The organism is Streptomyces griseoflavus (assembly GCF_014649995.1).
GTDB classification, from domain to species: domain Bacteria; phylum Actinomycetota; class Actinomycetes; order Streptomycetales; family Streptomycetaceae; genus Streptomyces; species Streptomyces griseoflavus.
The window spans coordinates 321083-344648 of sequence record NZ_BMUC01000002.1 but is presented as its reverse complement, the minus strand read 5'-3'; the positions used below and the strand labels follow the sequence as shown (position 1 = coordinate 344648).

The window sequence follows — 23566 nt, the reverse complement described above, 5'->3', positions numbered from 1 at the left end:
GACCTGCGTCACACCTTGGTCAGAAGGCGTGGAACAGGGGCTCCCCGCGGTCCTCGGCCGCCCAGCGCTCCGTCAGGCGGGCGAGCTTGTCGGGGTTGGCCTGGCTGCGGATGGCGGCGATGCCCTCGGCGGTGACCTCCAGGCACATGACACCGACGACCCGGCCCTCGACGACCGCCACCAGGGCGGGACCGCCGTTGACGGTCGTGACGTGGATGCCGGGGGACCCGCCGACCAGGGCGCGCTTGCCCTTGCCCGGCGTGAACAGGCCCCGCATGAACCGGGCGACCGCGAGCGCGCCCTCGAACGCCTTGGTGCGGGCGGGAACCTTCCCGCCGCCGTCGCCGACCGCGACGACGTCCTCGGTGAGCAGCCGCACCAGCGGCTCGGTCCGCCCGCTGGTGGCGGCCGCGAGGAACTCGTCGACGACCCTGCGGGCGGCGGCCTCGTCGACCTCGGCACGCGTCCTGCCCCGCGCGAGGCGCTGCCGGGCACGGTGCAGCAGCTGCTGGCTGGCGGCCTCGGTGAGGTCGAGGATCGCCGCGATCTCCCGGTGCGGGTAGTCGAACGCCTCCCGCAGCACGTACACCGCCCGCTCGTTCGGGGCGAGCCGCTCCAGCAGCACCAGCACCGCGTACGACACCGACTCCCGCTGCTCGGCGGTGTCGGCGGGGCCGAGCATGGGGTCGCCGGCGACGAGCGGCTCGGGCAGCCACTGGCCGACGTACGTCTCGCGCCGCGCCCGGGCGGAGGTGAGCTGGTTGAGGCACAGGTTGGTGAGGACCTTCGTCAGCCACGCCTCGGGGACCCGCACGCTCCCGACGTCGGCACCCTGCCACCGCAGGAACGTCTCCTGCACCGCGTCCTCGGCCTCGCTCGCGGAACCGAGCAGCCGGTAGGCGATCGCCTCCAGCCGCGGCCTGGAGGCCGTGAACAGCTCCACGTCGCTCGCGCTCAGGGCCATGCCCCGGATCCTAACGCCGGGTGCGCGGGGCGGTCCTCCCGCGGCGGGCCGGCGGCGGAACCCGGGCGGGGCCCGCGCACGGGGCGGTCAGGGGGTGAGGCCGATCTCCGCGCAGGCCGCCGCGTAGGGCTCGGTGCAGATGTCCCGCACGGTCCAGACGCCGTCGCCGACCACGGTGTCCTCGATGTTCTCCCTGGTGAGGGCGGTCACCGGGACCAGCATCGCGGGGATGTCCCTGCGCGTGGAGCTGTCGACGCGGTCCCGGGCCAGCGCGTCGAACTGGATCGCGCGGTCCTGCACCTTGGCCACCGCCATCTCCGCGGCCCCGGTCGCCTCCTGCAGGAAGGGCTTGTACACCGTCATGTACTGGGTGCCCGCCACGACCCGCTGCACGGCCGCGAGGTCCGCGTCCTGCCCGGTCACCGGCGGCAGGTCGGTCACCCCGGCATCCTGGAGGGTCTTGATGACGGCGCCGGCCATGCCGTCGTTCGCCGAGTAGACGGCGGCGACGTTGCCGGCGCCGACCTCCGCGATCGCCTTGCGCATGTTCTCCGCGGCGACCTCCGGCAGCCACTTCTCGGTGTCGTAGGCCCGGGCGATGTCGACCCGGCCGTTCAGCTCGCCGAGCGCGCCCTTCTTGAACAGCGCCGTGTTCGGGTCGGCGGGCTCGCCGTTCATCATCACGACCTTGCTCTTCTCGGCGTCGTCGCCGAGCGCGTTCACCAGGGCGCGGCCCTGCACCTGGCCGACGAGTTCGTTGTCGTGCGAGACGTACGCGTCGATCGGGCCCTCGGCGAGACGGTCGTAGGCGATGACCGGGATGTCCGCCTGCTTCGCCCGGCGCACGTCCGGCGCGATCGCCTCGGAGTCCACCGCGTTCACCAGGATCACGTCGACGCGGTCGGCGACCATCTGCCGGAACTGCTCGCTCTGCCTGGTGCTGCTGCCCCCGGCGTTCGCGTAGACGACCTCGCCCTGCTGGTCGGTGAGCGAGGCGACCCGCTGCTCGATCAGCGGGTGGTCGAACTTCTCGAAGCGTGCCGTGTCCGTGTCGGGCAGCAGCAGGCCCACGGTGATGTCGTCGCTCCTGGTGGCCGGCCGCGCGTCCTCGCCGGCGGCGCCGACGACACCGCAGCCGGCCAGCGTGAGGGCCGACAGCGTGGCGGTGAGGAGGGTGACGCGGCGGCGTACGGCCGTGGAGATCGGGGTGGTTCGGGGGTTCACGGGAGGCGCCTTCCGGGGGGGGCGTGCAGCGTGGGCGGCCACGTGGCCGGGCGGCCGACGCGGCACCTCGGCAGGGCGTCGGGGCCGGTTCGCGGCCACGCCCTGGACGTCGCTCAGCAGTGTGTCCGGTGGGGGGCGGCGCGGCGGGCGTGCTCACGACCTTCTCGCGCGGCGGCCCGAGAACGTGCGCAGGAGAGGCACACGGACTGCACACAGTCGGTCGTGGGCGTGGCTAGCGTTGCTGTCTCCCGCTCCGGGCCGGCTCCCTTCCGGGCGGCCGGTACGACGACTCAGGAAGACAGCGGATGGACTACTGCTCCACGTGCCGCCGGCATCTCAACGGCGCCCTGGTCTGCCCCGGTTGCGGCGCCTACGCCTCCGACATCGCGCCCCGTGCCGACGGCGGCCACTCCGTCCACGCGACGGCGACCGCCACCGCCCTCCCCTCGACGGCGACCGTCACCTCCCGGCCCGCCGGCGCCGCGCCGCCCGGCCCGGCGCCGGACGAGACGCCGGCCGAGGCGCCGGCCTTCGGGGCGGCCGACCTGCCGCCGGAGACGTCCGCGGCCTCGGGCACGGGCACGGGCCGGGCGGCGCGGCGCCGGCAGCTGGCGCGCTGGAAGAAGACCCAGCGGCGCGCCCTGGTCGCCACCGCCGTGGCCCTGGCGGGCGGCGGCCTCACCCTCGCCTCGACGGACAGCGGCAGCACCGACCGCGCCCGGGCCGCCGGCGCGCCCGACGTCCGGGGCATGGGCGGTGGCGCGACGGATCCCGCGGACGGCTCCACCGGCCCGGGTTCGCCCTCCGCCTCCCCGGACCGCACGCCGCCCCCGCCCCCGGCCGGCGACGGGAGCCGGGCGCCGGACGCAGCCGCGCCCGCCGCCAGCGCCGGCGGTCCCGTCACACGGACGGAGCCGGTGTCCCCGCCGCGGACGACCGCTCCGGACTCCGTCTCCCGCTCCGGCGACCGCGTGAGCGAGGCCCCGGACACGGTCCCGGACGCGGGCCGGGGGCAGGCTCCCGGCACCGGGGGCGCCGCGCTGCCCACAGCCCCGCCTCCCGCCGCGGACGACGGCACCGGGGGCACCGGCCGGGGCGGGGAGTCCCGGCCCGCCCCCTCCACCCCGGCGACCACCGCCCCGGAGACCGGCACGGAGAACCCAACGGACTCCTCGCGCCTCTGCCTGCTGGTCATCTGCCTGGGCTGACCCGGCGCGTGCCGGACGCCGCCGCTGCGGAACAATCGGGACATGAGCATCGTCAAGATCAACGTACTCACGGTCCCGGAAGAGCAGCGCGAGACGCTGGAGAAGCGGTTCGCCGCGCGGGCGGGGGCGGTGGAGGGTTCGGACGGGTTCGAGTGGTTCGAGCTGCTGCGCCCGGTCGAGGGAACCGACACCTACCTCGTGTACACCCGCTGGCGGTCCGAGGAGGACTTCCAGCGCTGGATGGCCGGCCGCGGCGAGGCCGCGCACGGCGGCGAGCAGGGCGGGAAGCCGCGCCCTGCCGCCACGGACGCCACCCTGTGGTCCTTCGAGGTGGTCCAGCAGGCCGCGCCGAAGCAGGGCTGACGGCTCGCACGGCCGCCCTCCGGGTCAGCCCAGGGCGGTGAGGACGCGGCGGGTGGCCTCGGCGATCAGCGGATCGGCGGGGTCGGCGTCGCGGTCCGGGCGGTCGGTGAGGACGGCCAGCACCAGCGGGGCGCCGCCGTCGTCCGGCCACAGCACGGCCACGTCGTGGGCCCGGCCCCACTCACCGGTACCGGTCTTGTCGCCGACCCGCCAGCCCCTGGGCACACCGGCCCTGATGCGCGAGTCGCCGGTGGTGTTGCCGACCAGCCAGTCCGTCAACAGGGCCCGTTCGGCGGCCGGCAGCGCGTCGCCGAGCACGAGGGCGCGGTAGTCGGCGGCGACGGCGCGGGGGGTCGTGGTGTCGCGCGGATCCCCCGGGGGGTTGCCGTTCAGCTCGGGTTCGGCGTGGTCCAGGCGGCTGGTGGAGTCACCCAGGCCGCGCAGGTGGGCGGTGAGGGCGCGCGGCCCGCCGAGGTCGCGCAGCAGCAGGTTGGCGGCCGTGTTGTCGCTGTGCCGGACGGCGGCGTCGCAGAGGCCGCGGACGGTCATGCCCGTTCCGGTGTGCCGCTCGGTGACGGGTGAGTACGGGACGAGGTCGTCCCGGGTGTAGGGGACGCGCTCGTCCAGTCGGGCGAGGCGACGGCGGTCCAGGACGGCTCCGGCGGCGAGCGTCTTGAAGGTGGAGCAGAACGCGAAGCGTTCGTCGGCGCGATGGACGACCGCGGCTCCGGTGCCGGTCGCCAGGGCGTACACCCCGAGACGGGCCCCGTACGCACGCTCGAGTGCGGTGAGGCTCCGCGGGGTCACCGGCGCGGGCACGGACCGGCCGGGTGGGGCCGCGGTGCCGCTGCCGCCCGCGCGGGTGGGTGCGTCGTCGGTGGCGCATCCGGCCACCGGGGCGAGGGCGGCGGCCAGCAGCAGCTCACGGCGGCGGGGAGAGGGGGCCACGGGAACGCTTCCTTTCGGACATGCCGGCGGCATCGCGGTCGGGTGATCGGATACCGAATAGCAGGTAAATGAATCGCGCCGATCGGGGGAAAACAAAGAGCAGGGGCCCGCACCGAAGTGCGGACCCCTGCTCTTGAACGCCTGCGTACAGGTCAGGCGGGAACGATGTTCTCCGCCTGCGGGCCCTTCTGGCCCTGAGTGACGTCGAAGGTCACCTTCTGGCCTTCCTGGAGCTCACGGAAGCCCGAGGTGGCGATGTTCGAGTAGTGGGCGAACACGTCAGCGCCGCCGCCGTCCTGCTCGATGAAGCCGAAGCCCTTTTCCGAGTTGAACCACTTCACCGTACCGGTGGCCATATCAAATCTCCTGAGACAGTGCCGGAACTCGCACTTTACGAATCCCTACATCGTCGCGATGATCACCTGCCCGGAGACCCGGTAGCAAACTGGCAACCACAACTGCAACTGGCGTCAGCCTAGCACGGAGAGGGCTCACGGCAAGCGAGGAAAATCACTGGAATAAAACGCCGATGGCGTGTTTAGGGAAAGACTTTTTCCGCAGCGGGAGAGGAAATTCTGTTCCGGCGGGAGGAGATTTTCACCCGGGTCCGCGGGCCGCGCCCGCCGCCCGCCGGCGCAGCTCCTCGTTGGCCCGTTCGGCCTGCTCCAGGCGCTCCTCGAGGCTGATGATGCGGCACGCGGCGTCGACCGGTGCCCCGGTCGGTCAGCTCGCGGGCGCGGGCCGCCAGCCGCAGCTGGTGGCGCGAGTAGCGGCGGTGACCACCGCCGGAGCGTGCCGGGGTGATCAGCCGCGCCTCACCCAGCGCGCGGAGGAACGCGGGTGTCGTTCCGACCAGTTCGGCGGCCCTGCCCATGGTGTAGGCCGGGAAGTGGTCGTCGTCGAGCCGGTCGGCGACGGGGAGCCGGTCCTGTTCCGGCTGCCGGCCGTCGGCGTACGGCTGACTGTCCCGGGGCATGCGCACCTCTCCGCGGACCACAGGGGGCACGGTCCGCCACGGGGACGGGTTCCCCGCGAAGGAACTCTAGTCGGCCGGGTGGAAAACCTGTCGCGGCGGAGGCAGATGTTCCCGCCCGGCACGGCCGGCGCGACCATCACCCGCCCGGGTGCTTCCCCCCTCCGGCCGCTACCCCGAGCGCTTCCCCCTGGCCCCCTGGGCCGTTCGGGTGCGGTGCGGGCCCATCTCCCCGAGCACGGTCGCCAGCTCGTCCTCGGTGAGTGCGGCGCCGGGGAGGGGGCCCGGCGGGGCGGTGCGGAGGCCGTCGAGGAGCAGGGCGAGGGGGCGCTGCCAGGCGTCGGGCGCGCCGGCCGTGACGAGGGGCGGGACGGCGCGGCCGAGGGCGGCCAGGGCGAACAGCAGGTCCTCGGTGGTGACGTCGGGGCGCACGGTGCCCTGCTCACGCGCCCGGCCCAGCAGGAGTTCCACGGTGCGGCGGTTGTGGGCGTGCACGGTCTGGAGGACCTCGACGTCCGCGAGGCGGGTGGTCATGAGGTCGTTGGTGCCGCGGTCGGCCGCGAGCGTGGCGAAGACGGTGCGGAGGTAGCCGGTCAGCCCTTCCCAGGCGTCCGGCACGGCGCGGGCGTGCTCGCCGGCCGTCATGGTGCCGGTGAGCTGGTCGCGGAAGACGGCGTCGACCAGGGCGGCGCGGGTGGGGAAGTGCCGGTAGAGCGTGGCGTTGCCGACGCCGGCCCGGCGGGCGATCACGTCCAGCGGGGCGTCGAGGCCCTGCTCGGAGAAGACGGCGTGCGCCGCCCGCACCAGGAGGTCGCGGTTGCGCAGCGCGTCCCGCCGCTGCCGGGGCGACCGGTCCCCGGGGGCGTGCTCGCGGCCCTCCGGGCCGGCGGGTTTCTCACCGACGGTCATCGTCTTCTTCTCTTCCTCCGGACCCGAACGGGGAGCGGCTCCCCGACGGGATGTTAACGTCGGAGACCTAAACGGGGACTGCTCCCCATTTATCTCGGCGGAGAGGGGACGACGACGTGCGAGCGCCCACACTGGAGGATCTGGCTCCCGCGGGACACGACCTGGCGGCCGACCCGTTCCCCGTGCTCGCGGCCCTGCGGGACGAGGGCCCGGTCCACCGCGTCCACGTCCCGGGCAGCGGTGACGCCTGGCTGGTGGTCACCCGGGACGCGGTACGGGCCGCGCTGACCGATCCCCGTCTGCGCAACGACATCCGGCACTCCGCCACCTGGGAGACCGACGGCGGGCACGCCGTCGGCCGGAACATGCTGCAGAGCGATCCGCCGCACCACACCCGGCTGCGGCGGCTGGTGGCGGGCCGCTTCACCCCCGCCCGGGTCGCCGCGCTGCGGCCGCGGATCGAGACCGTGGCGGGCGAACTGCTGGACCGGATGCCGCCGACGGGTACCGCCGACCTGGTGAGCGGCTTCGCACTGCCGCTTCCCATCACGGTGATCTGCGACCTCCTCGGCGTGCCCGGGGCCGACCGCGCGGCCTTCCACGCGTGGTCCGACGAACTCGTCGTGCCCACCGGGCAGGAGGCCGCCGCGGCCTCCGCCGCCGCGCTGGCCTCGTACCTCACCGGACTGATCGCCGAGAAGACCCGCACGCCGGACGGCTCCCTGCTCGCGGACCTGGCCGCCGCCGGCCCGCCGGACGGCACCGGGGCCGGCCTCACCGCCGGGGAACGGCTCGGCATGGCCTTCCTGCTCCTGGTCGCCGGCCACGAGACGACGGTCAGCCTGATCTCCGCGACGGTGCACAACCTCCTGACCCGCCCGGACCAGCTCGCCCTGGTACGCGCCGACCCCGCCCTGGCGGGGGCCGCGGTCGAGGAGTCACTGCGCTTCGGCACACCGGTCCACGCGGGTGCGTTCCGCTTCGCGGCGGAGCCACTGGAACTGGCGGGCACCGAGGTGGCCGCCGGCGACGCGGTCCTCGTCTCCCTCGCCGCGGCCTCCCGCGACCCCCTGGCCTTCCCGGACCCCGACCGCTTCGACCTCACCCGACGGGCCCAGGGTCACCTGGCCTTCGGGCACGGCGCGCACCACTGCCTCGGCGCCCCGCTCGCCCGCGCGGAGGCCGCCGTCGCCCTCCGTCTGCTGCTGGAGCGCCACCCTTCCCTCGCCCTCGCCACCGGTCCCGCATCGCTCACCTGGCGCACGAGCACACTGGTGCGCGGCCTGACCTCGCTGCCGGTGCGGCTGGGGTAGGCGGCCGGCCGGGGGAGGCCGTGCGTTCCGGAGGCGGGGTGCGGGAAGGCCGGGGCCGGGCCCCGAGCAGCACACGTGGGGACGCGACGGCCCGTCCCGGCCTTCCCTCCGGCCGAAATCTGCCACGGTGCCGAGTCCGCCGCCCGCCGGGACGAGCCGAACGAGGAGCCACCCCCGACCGCTGGCGGGAGGCCCCCGCGACCCTTGGCCAAAGATTCGGACATTCCGTGAGCTTTATCCCATTTCCTCGTCCATACTCGGAAGCATGAGCACCGCAACGTATGTATTTCTGGCGGCCGGTCCGGGCGTGTGGAACGTGACCGCGGCCTTCGTCGGCGGGCTGATCGTGGCCGGCGCGCTGATCTGGGCCGTACGGGTCGGCATGCGGGTCATGGACCAGGAGTCCCCCCGCCCCACCCCCGAGCAACAGCCGAAGCTCCCGGACGGCGGCGCGGTCCGCGAGATGCGGGAGATGCGGGAACCGGACGAGATGCCGCGGGTGGAGAAGGGCGGGTCCCGGCTGATGCCCTACGAGATCCACCATTCCGGGTCCAGGACCTGCGAGGACCAGAAGCGCAAACGCTGGCTGCCCGGATCCAGCGGGGCCTTCGGCAGCGGTGGCCCGGGGCACGTCTGACCGGACGGCTCCCGGGCAGTCGCGCGGCCGCCGGAGCGGCCGCGCCGACGTCTCCCGGCGCGCCGCCCGCCCGAGGTGGCGCGGGCGGTGGGCTACGGGGCGACGGTGATCTGGATCTGCTCGCTCGCCGCGCTCACCCCGTTCAGGGTGGCGGTGGCCTGGAGCCGGTTGGGGCCCCCGGGCAGGGCCCGGGCGGGGGTGCAGCCCCAGAGACCGTCGGAACCGGTGGTGTCGGCGCACACCTCGTCGTCGTCCTTGTCGGAGACGGTGATCTGCGCGCCGGGGTGCGCCCGGCCCGCGATGGCCGGCCGCCTCTCCAGCGGAACCCCTGACTCCGGCCGGGCCAGGGTCGGTTCGGCCAGTCCCACGGTCACGTGGCACCCGCCCGTCGCCCTGACCGCGCCGTCCGCGTCCGCGAGCCGCAGCGCGCAGCCGCTCAGCCGGGTGCCGGGCACCGCGTCCGCGGGGACCGCGATCACGAACGGGAAGGCGCCGTCCCGCCACGGCCGCTCGGCCGAGGCCGCCGTGTAGCGGGCGGTACGGCCGTCGGCGGCGACCGCGCCCCGGTAGCCGGGGGCGTCGAGGGGTGCGCCCGTCACCCGCGCCCCGGCCGGCGCGGTCAGGGTCAGCGTGGATCCGGTGCCGAGCGCCGGCCCGGTGAAGCCCCTGGCCTCGACGATGCCGTCCCGGCCGGGCGGGATCGTCACGTCGCCCCACAGCACCGCGGGCAGCGCGGCCGGAGCGGGGAGGCCCGCGGCGCCCGCCGTCCCGGTCTGCAGCCACACGCCCACGAGCATCCCGGCCGCGCCGCACGCGGCGGCGGCTTTCCTGCTGGACCTGTTCATCGTCGGCGGTCTCCCTGTACGGCCGTCACGGACACACCTGGAAGCGATTCTCACGGTGCCCTGCCGGGTCCGCCCGCGCTGGACGGCCGTACGGGTTCCCGCCGCCGTGCGCCGCCCCGGCGCGGCGGGCGCCGGGCGGCGCCGGGCCGGGGCGGCACGGTTCAGCGGGCGAGCCAGGCCGTGGTGTCGGGGGCGAGGCGGCCGTTCTCCAGCGGGGCGCTGGTCAGCAGGACCTCGCCGGCCGGGAGGGGGACCGGGTCGGAGGACAGGTTGGCCACGCAGCGCCAGCCGTCGCCGCGGTCGAACCCGAGCACCCCGGCCGGTGTCTCCTCCGCCCAGGTCAGCGTCTCGCCGTCCAGCAGTTTGCGGCGCAGCCGCAACGCCGTGCGGTACAGCTCCAGGGTGGAGCCCTCCACGCCGTCCTGCGCCTCGACGGCGTACGCCGCGAAGGACGGCGGCTGCGGCAGCCACGCGCCGGCCGCCCCGAACCCGTACGACGGGCCGTCCGTCGTCCACGGCAGCGGCACCCGGCATCCGTCGCGGCCCTTGCGGACGTGCCCCGTCTGTTCCCAGATGGGGTCCTGGAGGACCTCGGTGGGCAGGTCGGCGACCTCGGGCAGGCCGAGCTCCTCGCCCTGGTAGACGTAGGCCGAGCCGGGCAGCGCCAGCATCAGCAGGGTGGCCGCGCGCGCCCGGCGCAGACCGGCTTCGGGGTCGACGGCGGGGGCGTGGCCGCCGGACAGCAGCCAGGCGTTGCCGTCGGTGCCCGGCGGGAGCACCAGCCGGGAGGCGTGCCGGATCACGTCGTGGTTGGAGAGCACCCACGTCGCCGAGGCGCCGGCCGCGCGGGCGGTGGCGAGGGAGTCGGTGATGACCTGGCGGAGCGCGTCCGCGTCCCAGGGGGTCTCCAGGTACTCGAAGTTGAAGGCCTGGCCCAGCTCGTCCGGCCGGGCGTACAGGGCACGCCGCTCGCCGGGGATCCAGGCCTCGGCGACGGCCGTCCGGGGCGGCGAGTAGGCGTCGAGGATCTTGCGCCAGTCGCGGTAGATCTCGTGCACCTCGTCGCGGTCGTAGAACGGGTGGGTGCCGGGCGGGAAGTCGGCGAGGGCGGCCTCACCGCCCGCCGCGTGGGCGCCGAGGTCGCGCAGGGGCTCGCTCAGGTCCTTGACGAGGGCGTGCGCCACGTCGACCCGGAAGCCGTCCACGCCCCGGTCCGACCAGAACCGCAGGGTGGCGCGGTGGTCGTCGCGGACGTCCTGGTGCCCCCAGTTGAGGTCCGGCTGCTCGGCGGCGAACAGGTGCAGGTACCACTGCCCGTCCGGCACCCGCTGCCAGGCGCTGCCACCGAAGACCGACTGCCAGTCGGAGGGCGGCAGTTCGCCCTGCTCGCCCCGGCCGTCCCGGAAGACGTAGCGGTCGCGGGCGGGCGAGCCGGGGCCGGCGCGCAGCGCCTCCTGGAACCAGACGTGCTGGTGGGAGGTGTGGTTGGGGACGACGTCGACGATCACCTTCAGGCCGAGCCGGTGGGCCTCGCGCACCAGCGCGTCGAAGTCGTCGAGGGTGCCCAGGCGCGGGTCGACGTCGCGTGGGTCGGCGACGTCGTAGCCGCCGTCGGCGAGTTCGGAGGGGTAGAAGGGGCTCAGCCACAGGGCGTCGACCCCGAGGGCGGCCAGGTGGGTGAGACGGCGGGTGATGCCGCGCAGGTCCCCGAGTCCGTCGCCGTCGGCGTCGGCGAAGCTGCGGGGGTAGACCTGGTAGACGACGGCCTGGCGCCACCAGTCGGGGTTCCGGGAGGAGAGGTCGGGCGTGGCGTCGGGTGCGGGACGGGGCGGCAGGGCGTCGGACGGGTTCGGGCGATCGGTCACGCGGTCTCCTCTGGGTGCGTGCGGGTACCGGCGGAGAATCTGTCCAGAACACCGTAAAAGCGAACGCACCGGCAGCGGGGAGCCATACCCTGCGGGTGGCGTACGGCGCCCTTCACCCGGACCAGAGAATCGAACGGATGCCCTACTGGACGGCCGGGCGTTCGACCGTCGCCAGGTACAGCCGCACGTAGCGCTCCACGTCCACGTCGAGGCCGACGTCGACCAGGGGCTGCTCGCGCACCCCCTCGTGGAGTTCGGACTCGCCGGCGCGGGGACGGCGGTCGACCACGGTCTGGCCGCGCGCCGGGCCGGGGGCGAGGGAGACCTCGACCGGGAGGCGGTGGGTGGTCAGGCCCTCCGGGTCGGCGACCGCGCACAGCGCGCCGGCGTCACCGAGACCGCCCGCGTCCTCGGCGGGGTCGTCGGGGCCGCTGCCCGGGTGGGCCGGCCGGTGGGCGAGCAGGTCACCGGCCAGCCGGGTGCCCGGTTCGGTGCTCGCGCGCAGCCGCCGCACCTCGGCGCCCGGGACGACCACCCGGGTGAACACGTCCAGTCCGTACATGGTGATCGGCACGCCCGCGGTGAGGAGGATCGCGGCGGCCTCCGGGTCGTGCCACACGTTGAACTCGGCGACCGGGGTGGCGTTCCCCGCGCCCGCCGCGCCGCCCATGAACACGATCCGCCCGATGTTGCGGGTGACCTCGGGATGGGTCCGCAGCAGCAGCGCGACGTTGGTGAGCGGGGCGGTGGGCACGAGGGTGACCGGGCGGGGCGAGGCGAGGATCTCGCGGCGCAGCAGGGTGACCGCGTCCACACCGGCCGGGGTGCGGCGCGGAGCGGGCAGGCCGAGGTCGCCCATCCCGTCGTGGCCGTGGACGTGGCGGGCGGAGCGCGGCTCCTCGATCAGCGGCCGCTCGGCACCCCGCGCGACCGGGACGTCGGACGCGCCCGCCCGTTCCAGCACGGTGAGCGTGTTGCGCACGACGCCGTCCACGTCGGTGTTCCCGGCCACGCAGGTGACGGCGCGCAGGTCGATCCCCGGGTGGCGTACGGCGAACAGCAGGGCCAGGGCGTCGTCGACCCCGGTGTCGCAGTCGATGATCACCGGGACGGGCGGAGCGTCGGTCACGGCGGGGCTCCTTCCGGGGGCGGGCCTGCCCTGTGACCCTACGCGCGGTCCCCGGGCACGGTACGGCGATCCGCGGCGGCGCTGCCCGCGGTGGGCGGGACGCCGTGCCGCCCGCCGTCCCGGTCCCCCGGCCGTACGGCGAACCGCCCGTCCCCGTCCTCCCCCCGTGGGGGCCTCTCACCCGGACGGCCCGCCGCGCTGGTGACGCGGTCGCCCCGGTGGTGGCGTAGGAGCACGGCCGCTCGTGCACGGCCCGGTCCCCCAGGAGGCACCCCGATGACCCATGCCCCGGCCGCCGCCCGCGTCCTCGTCGCCTCCGCGCTGTCGGTGACGGCCCTGCTCACCGCGGCGGGGTGCGTCGCCGACGACCGGAACGTGCCGCGCGCGCTGCCCGAGGCCGTCTCCCAGTCCCCCGACCCGTCGGCGTCCGTGTCGCCGTCCGCCTCCGCCGGCGAGCGGCCCCCGCCCGGGCTGAGCGAGGCGCAGCTGCGGGAGGCGCTGATCACGGACGCGGACCTGGGGGCGCCGTGGACGACCGGCCAGGGCGCCGCGACCTGGCGGGACGGACTGCTGAAGGGCACCACGGACGACCCCGACTGCCGCCGCCTCCTCGACGTCCTCTACACGGAGGAGCTCTTCGGCACGCCGGCCGGCCCGCGCGTCACGGCCACCCTCGACGACACCGACAACGACAGCCAGCTGCGCTACCAGATCGCCGCGTACCGTCCCGCCGACGTGGACCGCGCCCTCGACTGGCTGGGCACCCTGCCCGCGAAGTGCGGACGCTTCGAGGCGACGACCCCCCGGGCCGGCGCCCAGCTCGTCGAGGTGGCGCGGCTCCCGCTCCCCGAGGCGGGCGACGCGCGGGCGGCCGTGCGCCTGCGCATGACCGGGGAGGCGCCCGACGGGACCCGCACCTCCCTCACCCTGAACCTCGCGGCGGTCCGCGTCGGCGAGGACACGATCACCCTCACCAACGCCGGTCCGGGCGCGGTCCTCCCGGAAGTCACCCAGGCCCTCACCCAGCTCGGCGCGGACCGTCTGGCGGAGGTCGCCCGCCAGGAGCGGCTGCGGGTCTGATCGGCAGGGCCCGCCCGCTCCGTGCGGTCCGTCAGACCATGCGGTCCACCGCCTGCTTCGCCTCCAGCAGGTCCGCGCCCGTGCTCTCGCGGTACAGCTTGATCGCCTGGACCTGCTTGCCCTCGCGGACGAGGCCGATGATCTCGTCCTTCCTCGGGATCTCCTCCTCAAGGCCCAAGTGCCCCAGCACCAGGTCGAGTTTGCGCTCGACGCGGGCGGCGCGGCGCTCGGCGCGGGAGAGGCCGGTCTGCACCGTCATGACGCCGGCGATCACGAGGCAGGTGAGGAAGAGGATGGCTATGTCCATGCTCCCGCAGCGTAGTCGGCGTCCGCAGCCGGCGGATCGTGCTCAAGGCGTGTTTCTCGCACGGTGGTTGACAGCCCGTCGTGCTCGACGGGCCGTGCTCACCGCGTGTCGAAGCGGCGGCGGTGGGAGACGACGTCCAGGGCGACCTCCACGGCGGTACGGCCGTGGGCGAAGGCGTCACCGCGCAGCCGGGCCAGGGCCTCGTCCGCGCCGATGCCCAGCTGGACCATGATCATGCCGACGGCCTGGTGGACACGGTCGTGATCGCCGGCCAGTCCCGCCAGCCAGGGTCCCTCACCCTCCGGGAGGTCGTACGGCAGGTCCATCAGCGCCGCGGTCATCACCCCGGCCACCAGGACCGCCGCGCGCAGTTGCCGGTCGGTGAGCCCGCCGGGGGTGTCGCGGTAGAGGTCCAGGGTGCCGACACAGGCCGCGTCGCTGCCCAGGGGGAGCGCGTACACGGCCCGCACTCCGGCGCCGAGTGCCTGCTGGGCGAAGACGGGCCAGCGGTGCGCGCCGTCGCCGGCGGCGAGGTCGCGGACGAGTACGGGGCGGCCGGTCCGCAGGACATCACGGCAGGGGCCGTCGCCCAGCGTCGCCTGCACCTGCGCGAGATGCGCGGCGTACGGACCGGAGGCGGCGAGTTGTACGGGCATGGCGTCACCGCGCAGGGACACGCTCGCGCCGTCCACCGGCAACAGCGCGACGGCCACCGCGCACAGGCGGCCCGGCACGTCGGCGGGCCCGGCCCCGCGCAGCCCCGTCGTGATCGCCTCGGCGACCTGCTCGTACACCCCTGCGCCGGCGCCCGGGCCGTCCGGGTCACCCGCGGGGTCGTGCCCGGGCCGCACTCCCATCGCCTCCCGTCACGTCCGAAAGCGCCGCCCGACTACCCCTGCGCCCGCCCCCCGAAACGCCGCCGCCTCCCGGGCGGCGGGTCAGAGCTGGGGCTGGGCCGGAGCCGGGCCCAGGGTGGTGGTGCCGGGGGCCGTGCGGTGGCCCAGACCGGTGCGGTAGGCGTCCAGGGCCGCCTCGACGCGGCCGCCGCGGCGCAGCAGGTCGCCGAGGAGACGGCACAGGTCCGCCAGGTCACCGGCGGCGCCCGCCCGCTCCAGCAGGCTCAGCGCACGGACGTAGTGCTCCTCGGCCTCCTCGGCCCGCCCGGCGTCCTCGGCGATGATGCCGAGCAGCCGGTGCGCCGCCGCCGCGTGCACCGCGCCCCGCTCGGGGGACAGCCCGCCGAGCACGTCCCGCAGCAGCTCCGCCGCCTCCCCGGAACGGCCGCGCCGGTGCAGCACGTCCGCCAGCTCGACCGTGAGCTGACTGCTGTAGAGGACCGCGCGGGTCGCGGCCAGCATGTCCAGCGCCTCGCGCATCTCCTGCTCCGCGCGCTCCAGTTCGCCGTTCTGCGCGTACACGTACCCCCGCATCCAGTGGCAGTGGGCCAGTTCGGTGCGCAGCCGCAGTCCCCGGTACAGCTCCGCCGCCTTGGCCAGCGAGGCGTCCGCCTCGGCCAGGCGGCCCTCGGCGAGCAGGGTGCGCGCGACGGAACGGTGCATGCGCGCCACCAGCGCCGGGTCACCGGACTGCGGGGCGAGGGCCAGCGCGAACTCCGCCGCCTGCGCGGCCCGCGCGTGCGCGCCCATGTCCATGTACGGCCCGATCGCCCCGGAGTAGAGCAGCAGCAGCGCGTCCGGGTCGTGCAGACCGCCCCGGTTCAGCTCGTCCAGCGTGGATTCCAGCAGGTAGACCGCGTACCGCAGCTCCCCCGCCAGGTAGTGCGCGACGGCCCGCCCGCGCAGCGCCGGCACCCGGGCGGTCAGCGGGGCGTCGGCGAGCCGCGTCTCGGCCCGCTCGAAGTACTGGCGCCCCTCCTCCAGCTCCCCCGTCTCCAGGCAGCACTCCCCGAGGCCGAGCAGCGCGGCGGCCTGCTCCTCGGCCAGTCCGTGCGTCTCCGCCTCGGTGAGCAGCCCGGTGTACTGCTCCACCGCCCTCTCCGCCTCACCGGCGGCCAGCGTGCGCTGCGCCTCGGTCAGCCGCAGCCTCAGTTCGGTCACCAGCCGGGCCGGACGCCCGGTCGCCAGTTCGTCGAACTCGACTCCGAGACGGCCGGCGAGGTGCCGCAGCGCCTCGTCGGAGGGGCGCACCCGGCCCGCCTCCAGCGTGGAGACGTACGCGGGCGTATACACCGGCTCGGCCAGCTGTTTCTGGGTCAGTCCGCGCGCGACGCGCAACCGCTGCACCCGGCGCCCGATGGTCCCCGGCTCGTCCCGATCCCCCATGCCAACTCCCCCGTCGCCCCTTGCCGTTGGTGTCCGGCAGCCCCTAGGTTAAACCGCGCGTTAAACGTGTTTAACCCGTCGCTGTTGCGAGGTCGCCGTGCTGGAACCCACACGCTCCACCGAGCGTTACGCCCGAGGCCTCGCCGCGGCCGTCGCCGCGGTCGCGGCGCTGGTCCTGGCGGCGCACGCGGGCCCGGCCAGGGCCGCCGCCGACCCCGGACCCGACCTGCCCGCCACGACCCCCGTGGAAGCGGTGGTGCGCTAGGAAGTGCCGCCCTGCCCGGCCGCGCGCAGCCCGTACGTCACTCAGCCCTGCGTCTGCAACTGCCGCAGCTGCCGCCGCACGTGGTCCAGCGCGCCCTCCCGCCGGCCGGGGACCCGCCCGCGCAGTTCCGCCAGCACCACGCCCAGCTCACGGGCGCGGACCGGATCGCCGATCCGGCCCCACTGGTGGTGCGCCCGGTCCACGGCCGCCTCGACGGCGGGCGCGTCGGCCGGCTGGCCGGCGGCCAGCCGCGCGGTGGCCACCGACAGCCAGCCGCGGCAGCTGCGGGCCGCGTCTCCGGCCAGCATCGCCAGATCCGCCCGGACCTCGCTCCAGTGCATCGCCTCCTCGGAACCGGGCCCGTGGGCGAGGCCGGCCGCCTGCTCCAGCCGCGCGGCGAGCGCGTCGGCGTCCGCGTGCCGGCCGGACCGCACGGCCGCGGTGACGGCCGCGTGCGGATCACCCGGGAGCGGCCCGCTCCGCGCCAGCAGCAGGTCCCTGCCCGCGCTCTCCGCCGCGATCCGCGTCAGCGCTCCCTGGTGCAGCTCCTCCTCCGGCGGCCGCCGCCCGCTGCGCAGGATCGTCGCGACCGCCTTCATGTACTCCGGTGCCGCGACCGCGCGCCGCGACGGCGGCGGTGCGACGCGGCCGTAGACGGCGTTGTCCCGCCCGCAGTCCAGCGGGAAGGGACCCGGCGGCCGCCGCGCGCACAGCGACTGCCAGCTCTCCGCGTCGGCGTGCAGGTCGAGGAAGAGCGTCGTCGCGCCCGCCGGCCGCAGCCGCAGTTCCTCCCGGAACCACTGCCAGGGCAGCGCCGTGTACCGCACGGTGGTGGGGGTCGTCCGGGCGAGCGCCAGATGCGGCTGCCGCTGCCGGCGGTCGAGCTGGAGCTGGCCGGTGACGTACACGGTCAGCGGTCCCGGCGCGGCGGCCGCCGCGCGCAGCCGGGTCAGCACGGCCTGCGGCTCCAGCGGGTCGGCGAGCTCGACGACGTTCGCCGTGTCCGTGCCGGCCAGCACGGCGGGCGGCACCGCGGCGAGGACCGGCAGTACGGACGCCGCGTCGACCAGCCGCCCGCGGCCCAGCGGCGCGGCCGCCAGCAGCAGCACGGTTCCGGGCATGGTCCCCTCCCCCTGTCGATCACCCACGGCAGCACGGTAACGGCTGCGGCTGCAAAGGGTGGGGTCACTTCGGTGAACGTCCCCCTTCGTTCCCTTCGCGCGCCGCCGCGCGGGTCCGCCTCACCGCGAAGGCGGTGGTGTCGTCGGCCAGATGTCCGCCGGAGTGCCGCAGGGTGCCGTCCCGCACGAAGGCGACCAGCCGGGCCGGCGCGGCGATCCGCGGGTCCGCCGCCACCGCGCGGGTGACCTGCTCGGCGAGCCGGTAGAAGCGGCCGTCCGCGTCCCGGGCCTCGGTCACCCCGTCCGTGACCACGAGCAGCGTCTCGTCCGGGGCCAGCGGCACCCGGCGGGTGCGGGGCGCCCCGGGCGCGAGGTCGCGGTAGCCGAGCGGCAGCCCGCCCGTGACCGGCAGCATCCGTACGCCCGCGGGGCCGATGGCCAGCGGCGGCTCGTGCCCGAACACGATCACGTCCACGACGTCGACCCGGTCGGCCGGGAAGCCGAGCAGCACGGCGGTGGCGAACCGGTCGCCGTCGTTGCGGCCGAGCGCCGTGGTGTACTCGCGGTGGCGAATCATCCGCGTCTCCAGCCGGTCGGCGACCGACGCCAGCTCCTCGTCGTGATAGCCGCCCTCGCGGAAACTGCCGAGCAGCACCGACGCCGTCTCCACCGCGCCCAGCCCCTTGCCCTGCACGTCACCGACGAACACGCGGGTGCCGTACGGGCCCGGCTGGATGTCGTAGAAGTCGCCGCCCACCCGGGCGTCGGCGTCCGCGGTGAGGTAGATCCCGGCATGCTCCAGGCCGCCCCATCTCTTCGGCAGCGGCCGCAGCACGGTACTGCGGATGGTGTCGGTGACGTCCCGCATGTGCAGCGCGCGACGCTCGCCGCGCACCCGCACCGCGCAGGCCAGCGTGGCGAGGATCCCGCCGGCGGCGACGAGGATGAAGTCCGGCAGCCCCGCCTGGAACTGGTGCGGCCAGGCACTGTCGACGACGCTGTACACCAGCATCGCCAGCACGGCGTACAGGGCCGTGCCCCACACCCCGCAGATCGCGGCGGCGGTGCCCGGCACCAGCACGATCCAGGAGAGGATGCGGAACTCGCCGGTGGTGTTGTAGTCGGCCACCGCGATGGCGACGAGCAGCAGCAGCGGCGGCACCCAGGCGACGCTGAGGCCCCTGACCTGCAGCATCTCGTGACGGTGCACGACATCGCGACGGCCGGCCCGCGGGTACCGGTCGGGCAGGCCGTGTCCCCCGCTGCCCACACTCACCGCCCCAGCGAAACACGGGCCCGCACGGCCCGCATCCGGTCCCGGGCGGACCGCCGGATCCGCGCGGCCGACTTGCCGCCGGGTCCCCGCGGGTGTGCTCTGGAAGGCGGGGGCGAGGAGAGAGGAGCGCTCACATGGCGCACGCGGCACCCCGGACCCGGGGAGCGATCGAGCGGGGCGGCACGCCGGACATCTTCAGCGCGAAGGCCCACCGGGCGGCGCTGGTCGCGCTGCCCGTCGTCCTCGGACTCGTGTACGGCTACTGGGCGGCCGCCAACCGGCGTTACGGCGGGCCCGTCACCGGCTGGAACCTCCTGTTCGGCTTCCTCACCGCGCTCGTCTTCGCCGTGGTCCTCATCGCGCTGCTCACCCTGGCCCCGAAACTCCGGCGGGAACTCCACGCGGTGGCCTGGGCCGCCTTCTGCGGCATCGCGGTCGGCTTCCTCTTCAGCCAGTCCGGCGGCAGCGTGCTGCGTGGCGCGGCCCTGGGCCTGGGCGTCACGGCAGGCGTCTTCGCCATCATGTTCTACCGCTTCTACACACAGGAGGACGCCCAGGGCCACCGCCTGCCCTGACCTCGCTCCGGGCACCGGCCGGGCCCCGCGACACCCGTACGCGCTCCACCGGTCGCGCACCGGGCCCTCACCCCGTTGCCTGAGGACGTGCCCCTGCGCGACGCCCTCTCCGCCACCCTCCTCACCCTCGCCTGCCTCCTCGCCCCCTGCGGCACCCTCGCCGCCTGGGCGACCCACGGCGTCGCCGACACCGGCCGCTACGTCGACACCATGGCCCCCCTGGCCACCGACCCGGCCGTACGCAACGCGGTCGCCGACGCCGTCGGCGACGAGGTCGCCCGCACACTCGCCCCCGCCGGCGCGGACACGGACACCGGCGCCGCCCTCGCCCCGTTCGTCCGCGACGCCGTGCACTCCTTCACCCGCACCGAGGCGTACCGCATCGCCTGGGAGGCGGGGAACAGAGCCGTCCACGACGCGGTCCTGCACGCCCTGCGCGACGACACCGCGCCCCGGGGCCCGGTCACCGTGGACCTCGCCCCCGTCACCGCGCGGGTGAAGCAGCGGCTCACCGCCGACCACATGCCCTACGCCCACCGCATCCCCGTCGAGCACACCGAGGTCCCGGTGGTGCCGGCCGAGGAGGTGGCCGGACTCCGGAAGGGGTACCACGTGCTGGACGCCGCCGCGTTCTGGCTGCCGCTCGCGACGGTCGTCCTCGCCGTCACCGGGATCGCCGTCGCGGCCCGCCGCCGCCGCGCGCTCACCGCCACCGGCCTGGGCACGGCGCTGGGCGGCGCCCTGCTGGTCCTCGCCGTCGCCGTCGGCCGCCGGCTCACCCTGGCCGACCTGCCCGACCACCTCCACCGCCCGGCCGCGGCCGCGATCTACGACGCCCTCACCGCCACCCTGCGCACCGCCTCCTGGCTGCTGCTCGCGCTGGGACTGACGGTGGCCCTGGCCTCCTGGCTGACCGGCCGCCGCGGACCCCGGCGCGGCGCCCCGTCACCGGCGACCGCCCCGGACGGCCGTTTCCGGCGACCGCCCGCCACGCTTCCCCGTCCATGAGGGAGGATTCGGGCATCGCACCCGCGAGCGGAGGACCGGAACGTTGGACACTGCGACTGCCGACCCGACCGTCACCGACGACACGGGGGGACGGCGGCCCGGGAGAGGGCGACGGTTCAGCACCTGGTGCGCGGCACTGCTGTTCGCCGGGGTGAGCACGGTCGTCGGCTGCCGCGCCGCCGACACCGACGGCGTCACCCCGGTGCCCCAGCTGCTCGCCTTCCTGCCCTGGCTGCTCGTGCCCACCGCCGCCGGTCTGCTGTTCACCCTGCTCGCCCGCTGGTGGACCGGCGCCGTGTGGGGCGTCGTCCTGCTCGGCCTGCTGGCCTGGTACATCGAGCCGTACGGGAAGACCGGCGACCCCGCCGGGCCGCCCGTCGCCGAGCTGCGGGTGCTGACCGCCAACGTGGAGTTCGGGCAGGCCACCGGCGCGCTGACCGACGCCGTGCGCCGCGAGAAGCCGGACCTGGTGTTCGTCCAGGAGTGCGAGTACACCTGCGACGCGGCCCTGAAGCGGGAGCTGGCGGCCACCCATCCGCACCGGCAGGCCGTGGAGGGCGGCGGCTCCGAGGGCTCCGTCATCCTCAGCCGCCACCCGCTCCGGCCCGCCGACGGCGTTCCCGGCACCATGGGCATGCCCGGCGCGCTCGCCGACGTCGACGGCCACACCGTACGGCTCCAGCTCGCCCATCCCATGCCGCCGCTGCCCGAGCAGGTCCGCCTGTGGCAGCGGGAGCTGGGCCGGCTGCGCGACGCGGCCGCCGCCGGCCCGGACACCCCGGCCGTCTTCGCCGGGGACTTCAACGCCACCCAGGACCACGCGGCGTTCCGCCGCATCCTCGACACCGGCCTGCGCGACGCGGCCCGCCTCGACGGCGCCGACCGCACCCCGACCTGGCCGACCCGCACGACCCCGGCGTTCGGCGCCCAGATCGACCACGTCCTCGTCTCACGGCACTTCACCGCGACCCGAGCCCGCTTCCTCGACCTCCCCGACACCGACCACCGCGCCCTGCTCGTCGACCTGACCCTGCACAAGGCCTGAGCGCGCGGGCCACGGTGCTCGCCGGGCGCGGGCGGTGGTGCCGCCGGGGCGGCAACCGGCAACCGCCTACCGCGCGGACTTCTGCAACGCCTTCTCCGCCTCGTCCAGCGCCGCGGCGAACCCGTTGGCCCACAACTGGTTCACCCGCGACCGCTCCGCCGAGTTGGGGTACGCGTTCGTGCACGACGGGCCGGGCCCGCCCCCGGACATCAGCTCACTGCACGGCCCCGAGTAGTGGTCCGGGAGCCCCAGCACGTGCCCCGTCTCGTGCGCGGTCACCCGCGTGGAGTCGTAGGTCTGGTTCTGGCGGTAGTCGAGGAAGATGTACCCCCGCCCGTGCCCGTCCGTCGACGCGTACGAGCCGCGCGAGTCGTTGCCCTCGCGGTACGAGAAGTCGGCACCCGACGTGCCGGCCTGAAGTCTCACGTTGGAGACCGAGCTGTTCCAGATCTGCGTGCTGCGGGCTATCTGCGTGGCGAACGACGGCGCCCGGGACGCGTTGTAGACGACGGTCACGGCCGCGGCACTCGACGGGTTCGCGGCCCGCTTCTCGGCCGCCGACTTCAGCACGGCCTCGAAGAACGCGCGGTTGGCCGCGGCCTCCTCCGGGGACCCGTCGTACGCGGCGAACGAGGGCACCGCGTCGAGCGGTGCGGGAGCGGCGGTCGCCGGGGCCGCACCGAGACCGAGCGCCGTGACGCTCAGGCCGGCGGCGGCGAGGACGGACAGGGGCATGCGCATGCGTGTACGCATCGATGACTCCTTCGGTGGGGGTGAGTCACGTGTCATCGGTGAGTGTCCGCGCCGCCCCGGCGGCTGTGATGATGGCAACCGGTGATAGGGCCGGGCTATCAACGCACTCCGGCCAAGCCGTCCCGCCCGCCCGACTCCGCCTGAACGGACGGGGTTTGTGAGTCTGGTGAAAGCTGAACTTCCGCCTTACCCTCCCAGGGCATGGAGCTCGAGGTCAGGCACCTCAGGGCGCTGTGCGCGATCGCCGACACCGGCAGCCTGCACCGCGCCGCACGTCAACTCGGCGTGGCCCAGCCCTCGTTGAGCACGCAGTTGCGGCGCATCGAACAGGAGCTGGGCGGCGCCCTGTTCGTGCGCGCCCGCACCGGCTGCCGCCCCACACCGCTGGGCCGGCTGGTCCTCAGCCGCGCCCGCCCGCTCGTCACCGAGCTGCGCTCCCTGGTCACCGAGGCCCGCGCCGCCGCCGTCGGCGGCCGGCAGCTGCGCATCGGCTCCACCGCGAGCCGCGCCCTCGCCGGCTGGCTGCGCCGACTGCGCCGGAACTGGCAGGAGCCCACCCTGCACATGGACGTCTCCGCCAACGCCCTGCTGCGCATGGTGGCCGACGGCCAGCTCGACGTGGCCTTCGTGCACGAGGTCGAGGGCTGCCCCCTGCACGTCCCCGAAAGCCTGCGCACCCGGGTCCTCGTCGAGCGCGAACCGCAGTGCGTCTCGCTCCCGGCCGACCATCCGGCCGCCGCGCGGCCGGTCGTCCACCTGTCCGAGCTGGCCGGTGACCGCTGGATGATCGACCCGGCGGTCGACGGCGAGTGGGACGCCGTACGCCGTGTCCTGCGCGCCGCCGGCATCAGCCCCCGGGTCCTGCACGGCGACTACCACACCGCCGCGTCGCTGGTGGCCATCGGCGAAGCCGTCACCGTGTGCCAGCCGACCTCGCCCTCCCGCCCCGAGACGGCCGTGCGCCGGCTGTACGGCGACCCCCTCGGCGTACGGCTGCTGCTGGCGGCACGGACGGACACGGAGCTGGAGGGCGTCTATCCCGACCTGGCCGACGCCTACCGGGAGGTGGCACGCCAGGCCCCGGCGTACCGGGAGTGGCCGGAGGACCTGGTGCCACCGGGCCCCTGCCCCCCGGCCACTGCCTTCGACGGCTCGCGTCAGACGTCTCAGACGCCGATGTCCCGGCCGTCCGCGCGGTACACCGCGACGACGGACGGACGGACGTAGGTGCCGGGCCCGTCCGGCCAGGTGCTGGCGGGCCGGTCGACCGTCGCCCCGTCCACCTCGCCCGGGTGCTGCACGGCGACCAGCACCCGCCGGTCCTGGATGACCGGACCGCAGGTCTCCGCGCCCTTCGGCACGGTCAGGAACTGCTTCAGCTCACCGCGCCGGTCACCGCGCGTGGCCACGCCGAAGAGACCGTCGTGGGAGCCGAGGGCGCTGCCGTCGGTGGAGATCCACAGGTTGCCGTGGTCG

General features: G+C 75.4%; 25 protein-coding genes and 1 pseudogene. 10 read left to right on the top strand and 16 right to left on the bottom strand.

The annotated features are described in order from the left end of the window. Nucleotides 1–19 precede the first annotated feature (19 nt). Both IE172_RS07395 and IE172_RS07390 read right to left on the bottom strand, forming a co-directional pair. Nucleotides 20–964 carry an RNA polymerase sigma-70 factor gene (locus tag IE172_RS07395; protein WP_190096275.1) on the bottom strand — a complete coding sequence of 315 codons (945 nt, stop codon included), beginning with the start codon at nt 962–964 and terminating at the stop codon, nt 20–22. A gap of 87 nt (nt 965–1051) precedes the next feature. Continuing rightward, nucleotides 1052–2188, bottom strand: a complete 1137-nt coding sequence (locus IE172_RS07390) for a sugar ABC transporter substrate-binding protein (RefSeq protein WP_190096274.1) — start codon at nt 2186–2188, stop codon at nt 1052–1054. Between the two features lie 305 nt (nt 2189–2493). Here IE172_RS07390 and IE172_RS07385 point away from each other — a divergent pair, with 305 nt between their 5' ends. Further along, entirely contained in the window at nt 2494–3396 is a 903-nt protein-coding gene (locus IE172_RS07385) for an SCO2400 family protein (RefSeq protein ID WP_190096273.1), read from the top strand. A 42-nt stretch (nt 3397–3438) separates the two neighbouring features. Next, the gene (locus tag IE172_RS07380; RefSeq protein WP_190096272.1) at nt 3439–3759 is read left to right on the top strand and encodes an antibiotic biosynthesis monooxygenase family protein; all 321 of its coding nucleotides are present in this window, start codon (nt 3439–3441) and stop codon (nt 3757–3759) included. A gap of 24 nt (nt 3760–3783) precedes the next feature. On the opposite strand, the gene bla is transcribed toward IE172_RS07380, so the two are convergent. The 4 genes and pseudogenes from bla to IE172_RS07360 all read right to left on the bottom strand — a co-directional run bounded on the left by bla (nt 3784) and on the right by IE172_RS07360 (nt 6589). After that, a complete protein-coding gene (bla, locus tag IE172_RS07375) occupies nt 3784–4707 on the bottom strand; it encodes a class A beta-lactamase (RefSeq protein ID WP_438817006.1) in 924 nt (307 codons plus the stop codon). A 152-nt stretch (nt 4708–4859) separates the two neighbouring features. Continuing rightward, complete coding sequence (locus IE172_RS07370) at nt 4860–5063, bottom strand: cold-shock protein (RefSeq protein WP_004985680.1); 204 nt, start codon at nt 5061–5063, stop codon at nt 4860–4862. A 241-nt stretch (nt 5064–5304) separates the two neighbouring features. Beyond that, nucleotides 5305–5683 (bottom strand): annotated as a pseudogene (locus IE172_RS07365) (MerR family transcriptional regulator). Between the two features lie 168 nt (nt 5684–5851). Next, nucleotides 5852–6589: a TetR/AcrR family transcriptional regulator gene (locus IE172_RS07360; RefSeq protein WP_190096270.1), complete on the bottom strand. Its 738-nt coding sequence runs from the start codon at nt 6587–6589 to the stop codon at nt 5852–5854. A 116-nt stretch (nt 6590–6705) separates the two neighbouring features. Between IE172_RS07360 and IE172_RS07355 the strand changes: the two genes are divergently transcribed. Continuing rightward, nucleotides 6706–7902 (top strand): cytochrome P450 family protein, encoded by a 1197-nt coding sequence (locus IE172_RS07355; RefSeq protein WP_190096269.1) that lies wholly within the window; start codon nt 6706–6708, stop codon nt 7900–7902. Between the two features lie 265 nt (nt 7903–8167). Then, nucleotides 8168–8539 carry a DUF6479 family protein gene (locus IE172_RS07350; RefSeq protein WP_190096268.1) on the top strand — a complete coding sequence of 124 codons (372 nt, stop codon included), beginning with the start codon at nt 8168–8170 and terminating at the stop codon, nt 8537–8539. A 92-nt stretch (nt 8540–8631) separates the two neighbouring features. Here IE172_RS07350 and IE172_RS07345 read toward each other — a convergent pair whose 3' ends face one another. The 3 genes from IE172_RS07345 to IE172_RS07335 all read right to left on the bottom strand — a co-directional run bounded on the left by IE172_RS07345 (nt 8632) and on the right by IE172_RS07335 (nt 12378). After that, the gene (locus IE172_RS07345) at nt 8632–9384 is read right to left on the bottom strand and encodes an Ig-like domain-containing protein (protein WP_190096267.1); all 753 of its coding nucleotides are present in this window, start codon (nt 9382–9384) and stop codon (nt 8632–8634) included. Between the two features lie 161 nt (nt 9385–9545). Next, the gene (locus IE172_RS07340; RefSeq protein WP_190096266.1) at nt 9546–11249 is read right to left on the bottom strand and encodes a glycoside hydrolase family 13 protein; all 1704 of its coding nucleotides are present in this window, start codon (nt 11247–11249) and stop codon (nt 9546–9548) included. A 142-nt stretch (nt 11250–11391) separates the two neighbouring features. Continuing rightward, entirely contained in the window at nt 11392–12378 is a 987-nt protein-coding gene (locus IE172_RS07335) for a nucleoside hydrolase (protein ID WP_190096265.1), read from the bottom strand. A gap of 276 nt (nt 12379–12654) precedes the next feature. On the opposite strand from IE172_RS07335, the gene IE172_RS07330 reads away from it, so the two are divergent. Continuing rightward, complete coding sequence (locus IE172_RS07330) at nt 12655–13458, top strand: hypothetical protein (protein WP_190096264.1); 804 nt, start codon at nt 12655–12657, stop codon at nt 13456–13458. A gap of 31 nt (nt 13459–13489) precedes the next feature. Here IE172_RS07330 and IE172_RS07325 read toward each other — a convergent pair whose 3' ends face one another. The 3 genes from IE172_RS07325 to IE172_RS07315 all read right to left on the bottom strand — a co-directional run bounded on the left by IE172_RS07325 (nt 13490) and on the right by IE172_RS07315 (nt 16047). After that, nucleotides 13490–13765 carry a hypothetical protein gene (locus tag IE172_RS07325; RefSeq protein WP_190096263.1) on the bottom strand — a complete coding sequence of 92 codons (276 nt, stop codon included), beginning with the start codon at nt 13763–13765 and terminating at the stop codon, nt 13490–13492. Between the two features lie 98 nt (nt 13766–13863). Beyond that, nucleotides 13864–14622, bottom strand: coding sequence for a GAF and ANTAR domain-containing protein (locus tag IE172_RS07320; RefSeq protein ID WP_190096262.1), 759 nt, complete (start codon nt 14620–14622; stop codon nt 13864–13866). 81 nt (nt 14623–14703) lie between these two features. After that, the gene (locus tag IE172_RS07315) at nt 14704–16047 is read right to left on the bottom strand and encodes a helix-turn-helix transcriptional regulator (RefSeq protein ID WP_190096261.1); all 1344 of its coding nucleotides are present in this window, start codon (nt 16045–16047) and stop codon (nt 14704–14706) included. 97 nt (nt 16048–16144) lie between these two features. Here IE172_RS07315 and IE172_RS07310 point away from each other — a divergent pair, with 97 nt between their 5' ends. Then, the gene (locus tag IE172_RS07310) at nt 16145–16312 is read left to right on the top strand and encodes a hypothetical protein (RefSeq protein WP_190096260.1); all 168 of its coding nucleotides are present in this window, start codon (nt 16145–16147) and stop codon (nt 16310–16312) included. 41 nt (nt 16313–16353) lie between these two features. On the opposite strand, the gene IE172_RS07305 is transcribed toward IE172_RS07310, so the two are convergent. Both IE172_RS07305 and IE172_RS07300 read right to left on the bottom strand, forming a co-directional pair. Beyond that, on the bottom strand, nt 16354–17433 hold the full coding sequence (locus IE172_RS07305) for a hypothetical protein (RefSeq protein ID WP_190096259.1): 1080 nt from the start codon (nt 17431–17433) through the stop codon (nt 16354–16356). A 64-nt stretch (nt 17434–17497) separates the two neighbouring features. Next, complete coding sequence (locus tag IE172_RS07300) at nt 17498–18628, bottom strand: PP2C family protein-serine/threonine phosphatase (protein WP_190096258.1); 1131 nt, start codon at nt 18626–18628, stop codon at nt 17498–17500. A gap of 215 nt (nt 18629–18843) precedes the next feature. Here IE172_RS07300 and IE172_RS07295 point away from each other — a divergent pair, with 215 nt between their 5' ends. The 3 genes from IE172_RS07295 (at nt 18844) to IE172_RS07285 (ending at nt 21337) form a co-directional block, all read left to right on the top strand. Then, complete coding sequence (locus IE172_RS07295; protein WP_190096257.1) at nt 18844–19284, top strand: hypothetical protein; 441 nt, start codon at nt 18844–18846, stop codon at nt 19282–19284. Between the two features lie 93 nt (nt 19285–19377). Continuing rightward, on the top strand, nt 19378–20292 hold the full coding sequence (locus IE172_RS07290; RefSeq protein WP_190096501.1) for a hypothetical protein: 915 nt from the start codon (nt 19378–19380) through the stop codon (nt 20290–20292). A gap of 43 nt (nt 20293–20335) precedes the next feature. Continuing rightward, entirely contained in the window at nt 20336–21337 is a 1002-nt protein-coding gene (locus IE172_RS07285; RefSeq protein WP_190096256.1) for an endonuclease/exonuclease/phosphatase family protein, read from the top strand. A 66-nt stretch (nt 21338–21403) separates the two neighbouring features. Here the strand turns inward: IE172_RS07285 and snpA are convergent, their stop codons facing one another. Beyond that, complete coding sequence (snpA, locus tag IE172_RS07280; RefSeq protein ID WP_190096500.1) at nt 21404–22078, bottom strand: snapalysin; 675 nt, start codon at nt 22076–22078, stop codon at nt 21404–21406. A 213-nt stretch (nt 22079–22291) separates the two neighbouring features. Between snpA and IE172_RS07275 the strand changes: the two genes are divergently transcribed. Next, nucleotides 22292–23317, top strand: a complete 1026-nt coding sequence (locus tag IE172_RS07275) for a LysR family transcriptional regulator (RefSeq protein ID WP_190096255.1) — start codon at nt 22292–22294, stop codon at nt 23315–23317. On the opposite strand, the gene IE172_RS34385 is transcribed toward IE172_RS07275, so the two are convergent. Continuing rightward, the coding region (locus IE172_RS34385; protein ID WP_229885845.1) for an alkaline phosphatase PhoX at nt 23257–23566 on the bottom strand (310 nt) is incomplete at its 5' end. The genes IE172_RS07275 and IE172_RS34385 overlap by 61 nt on opposite strands.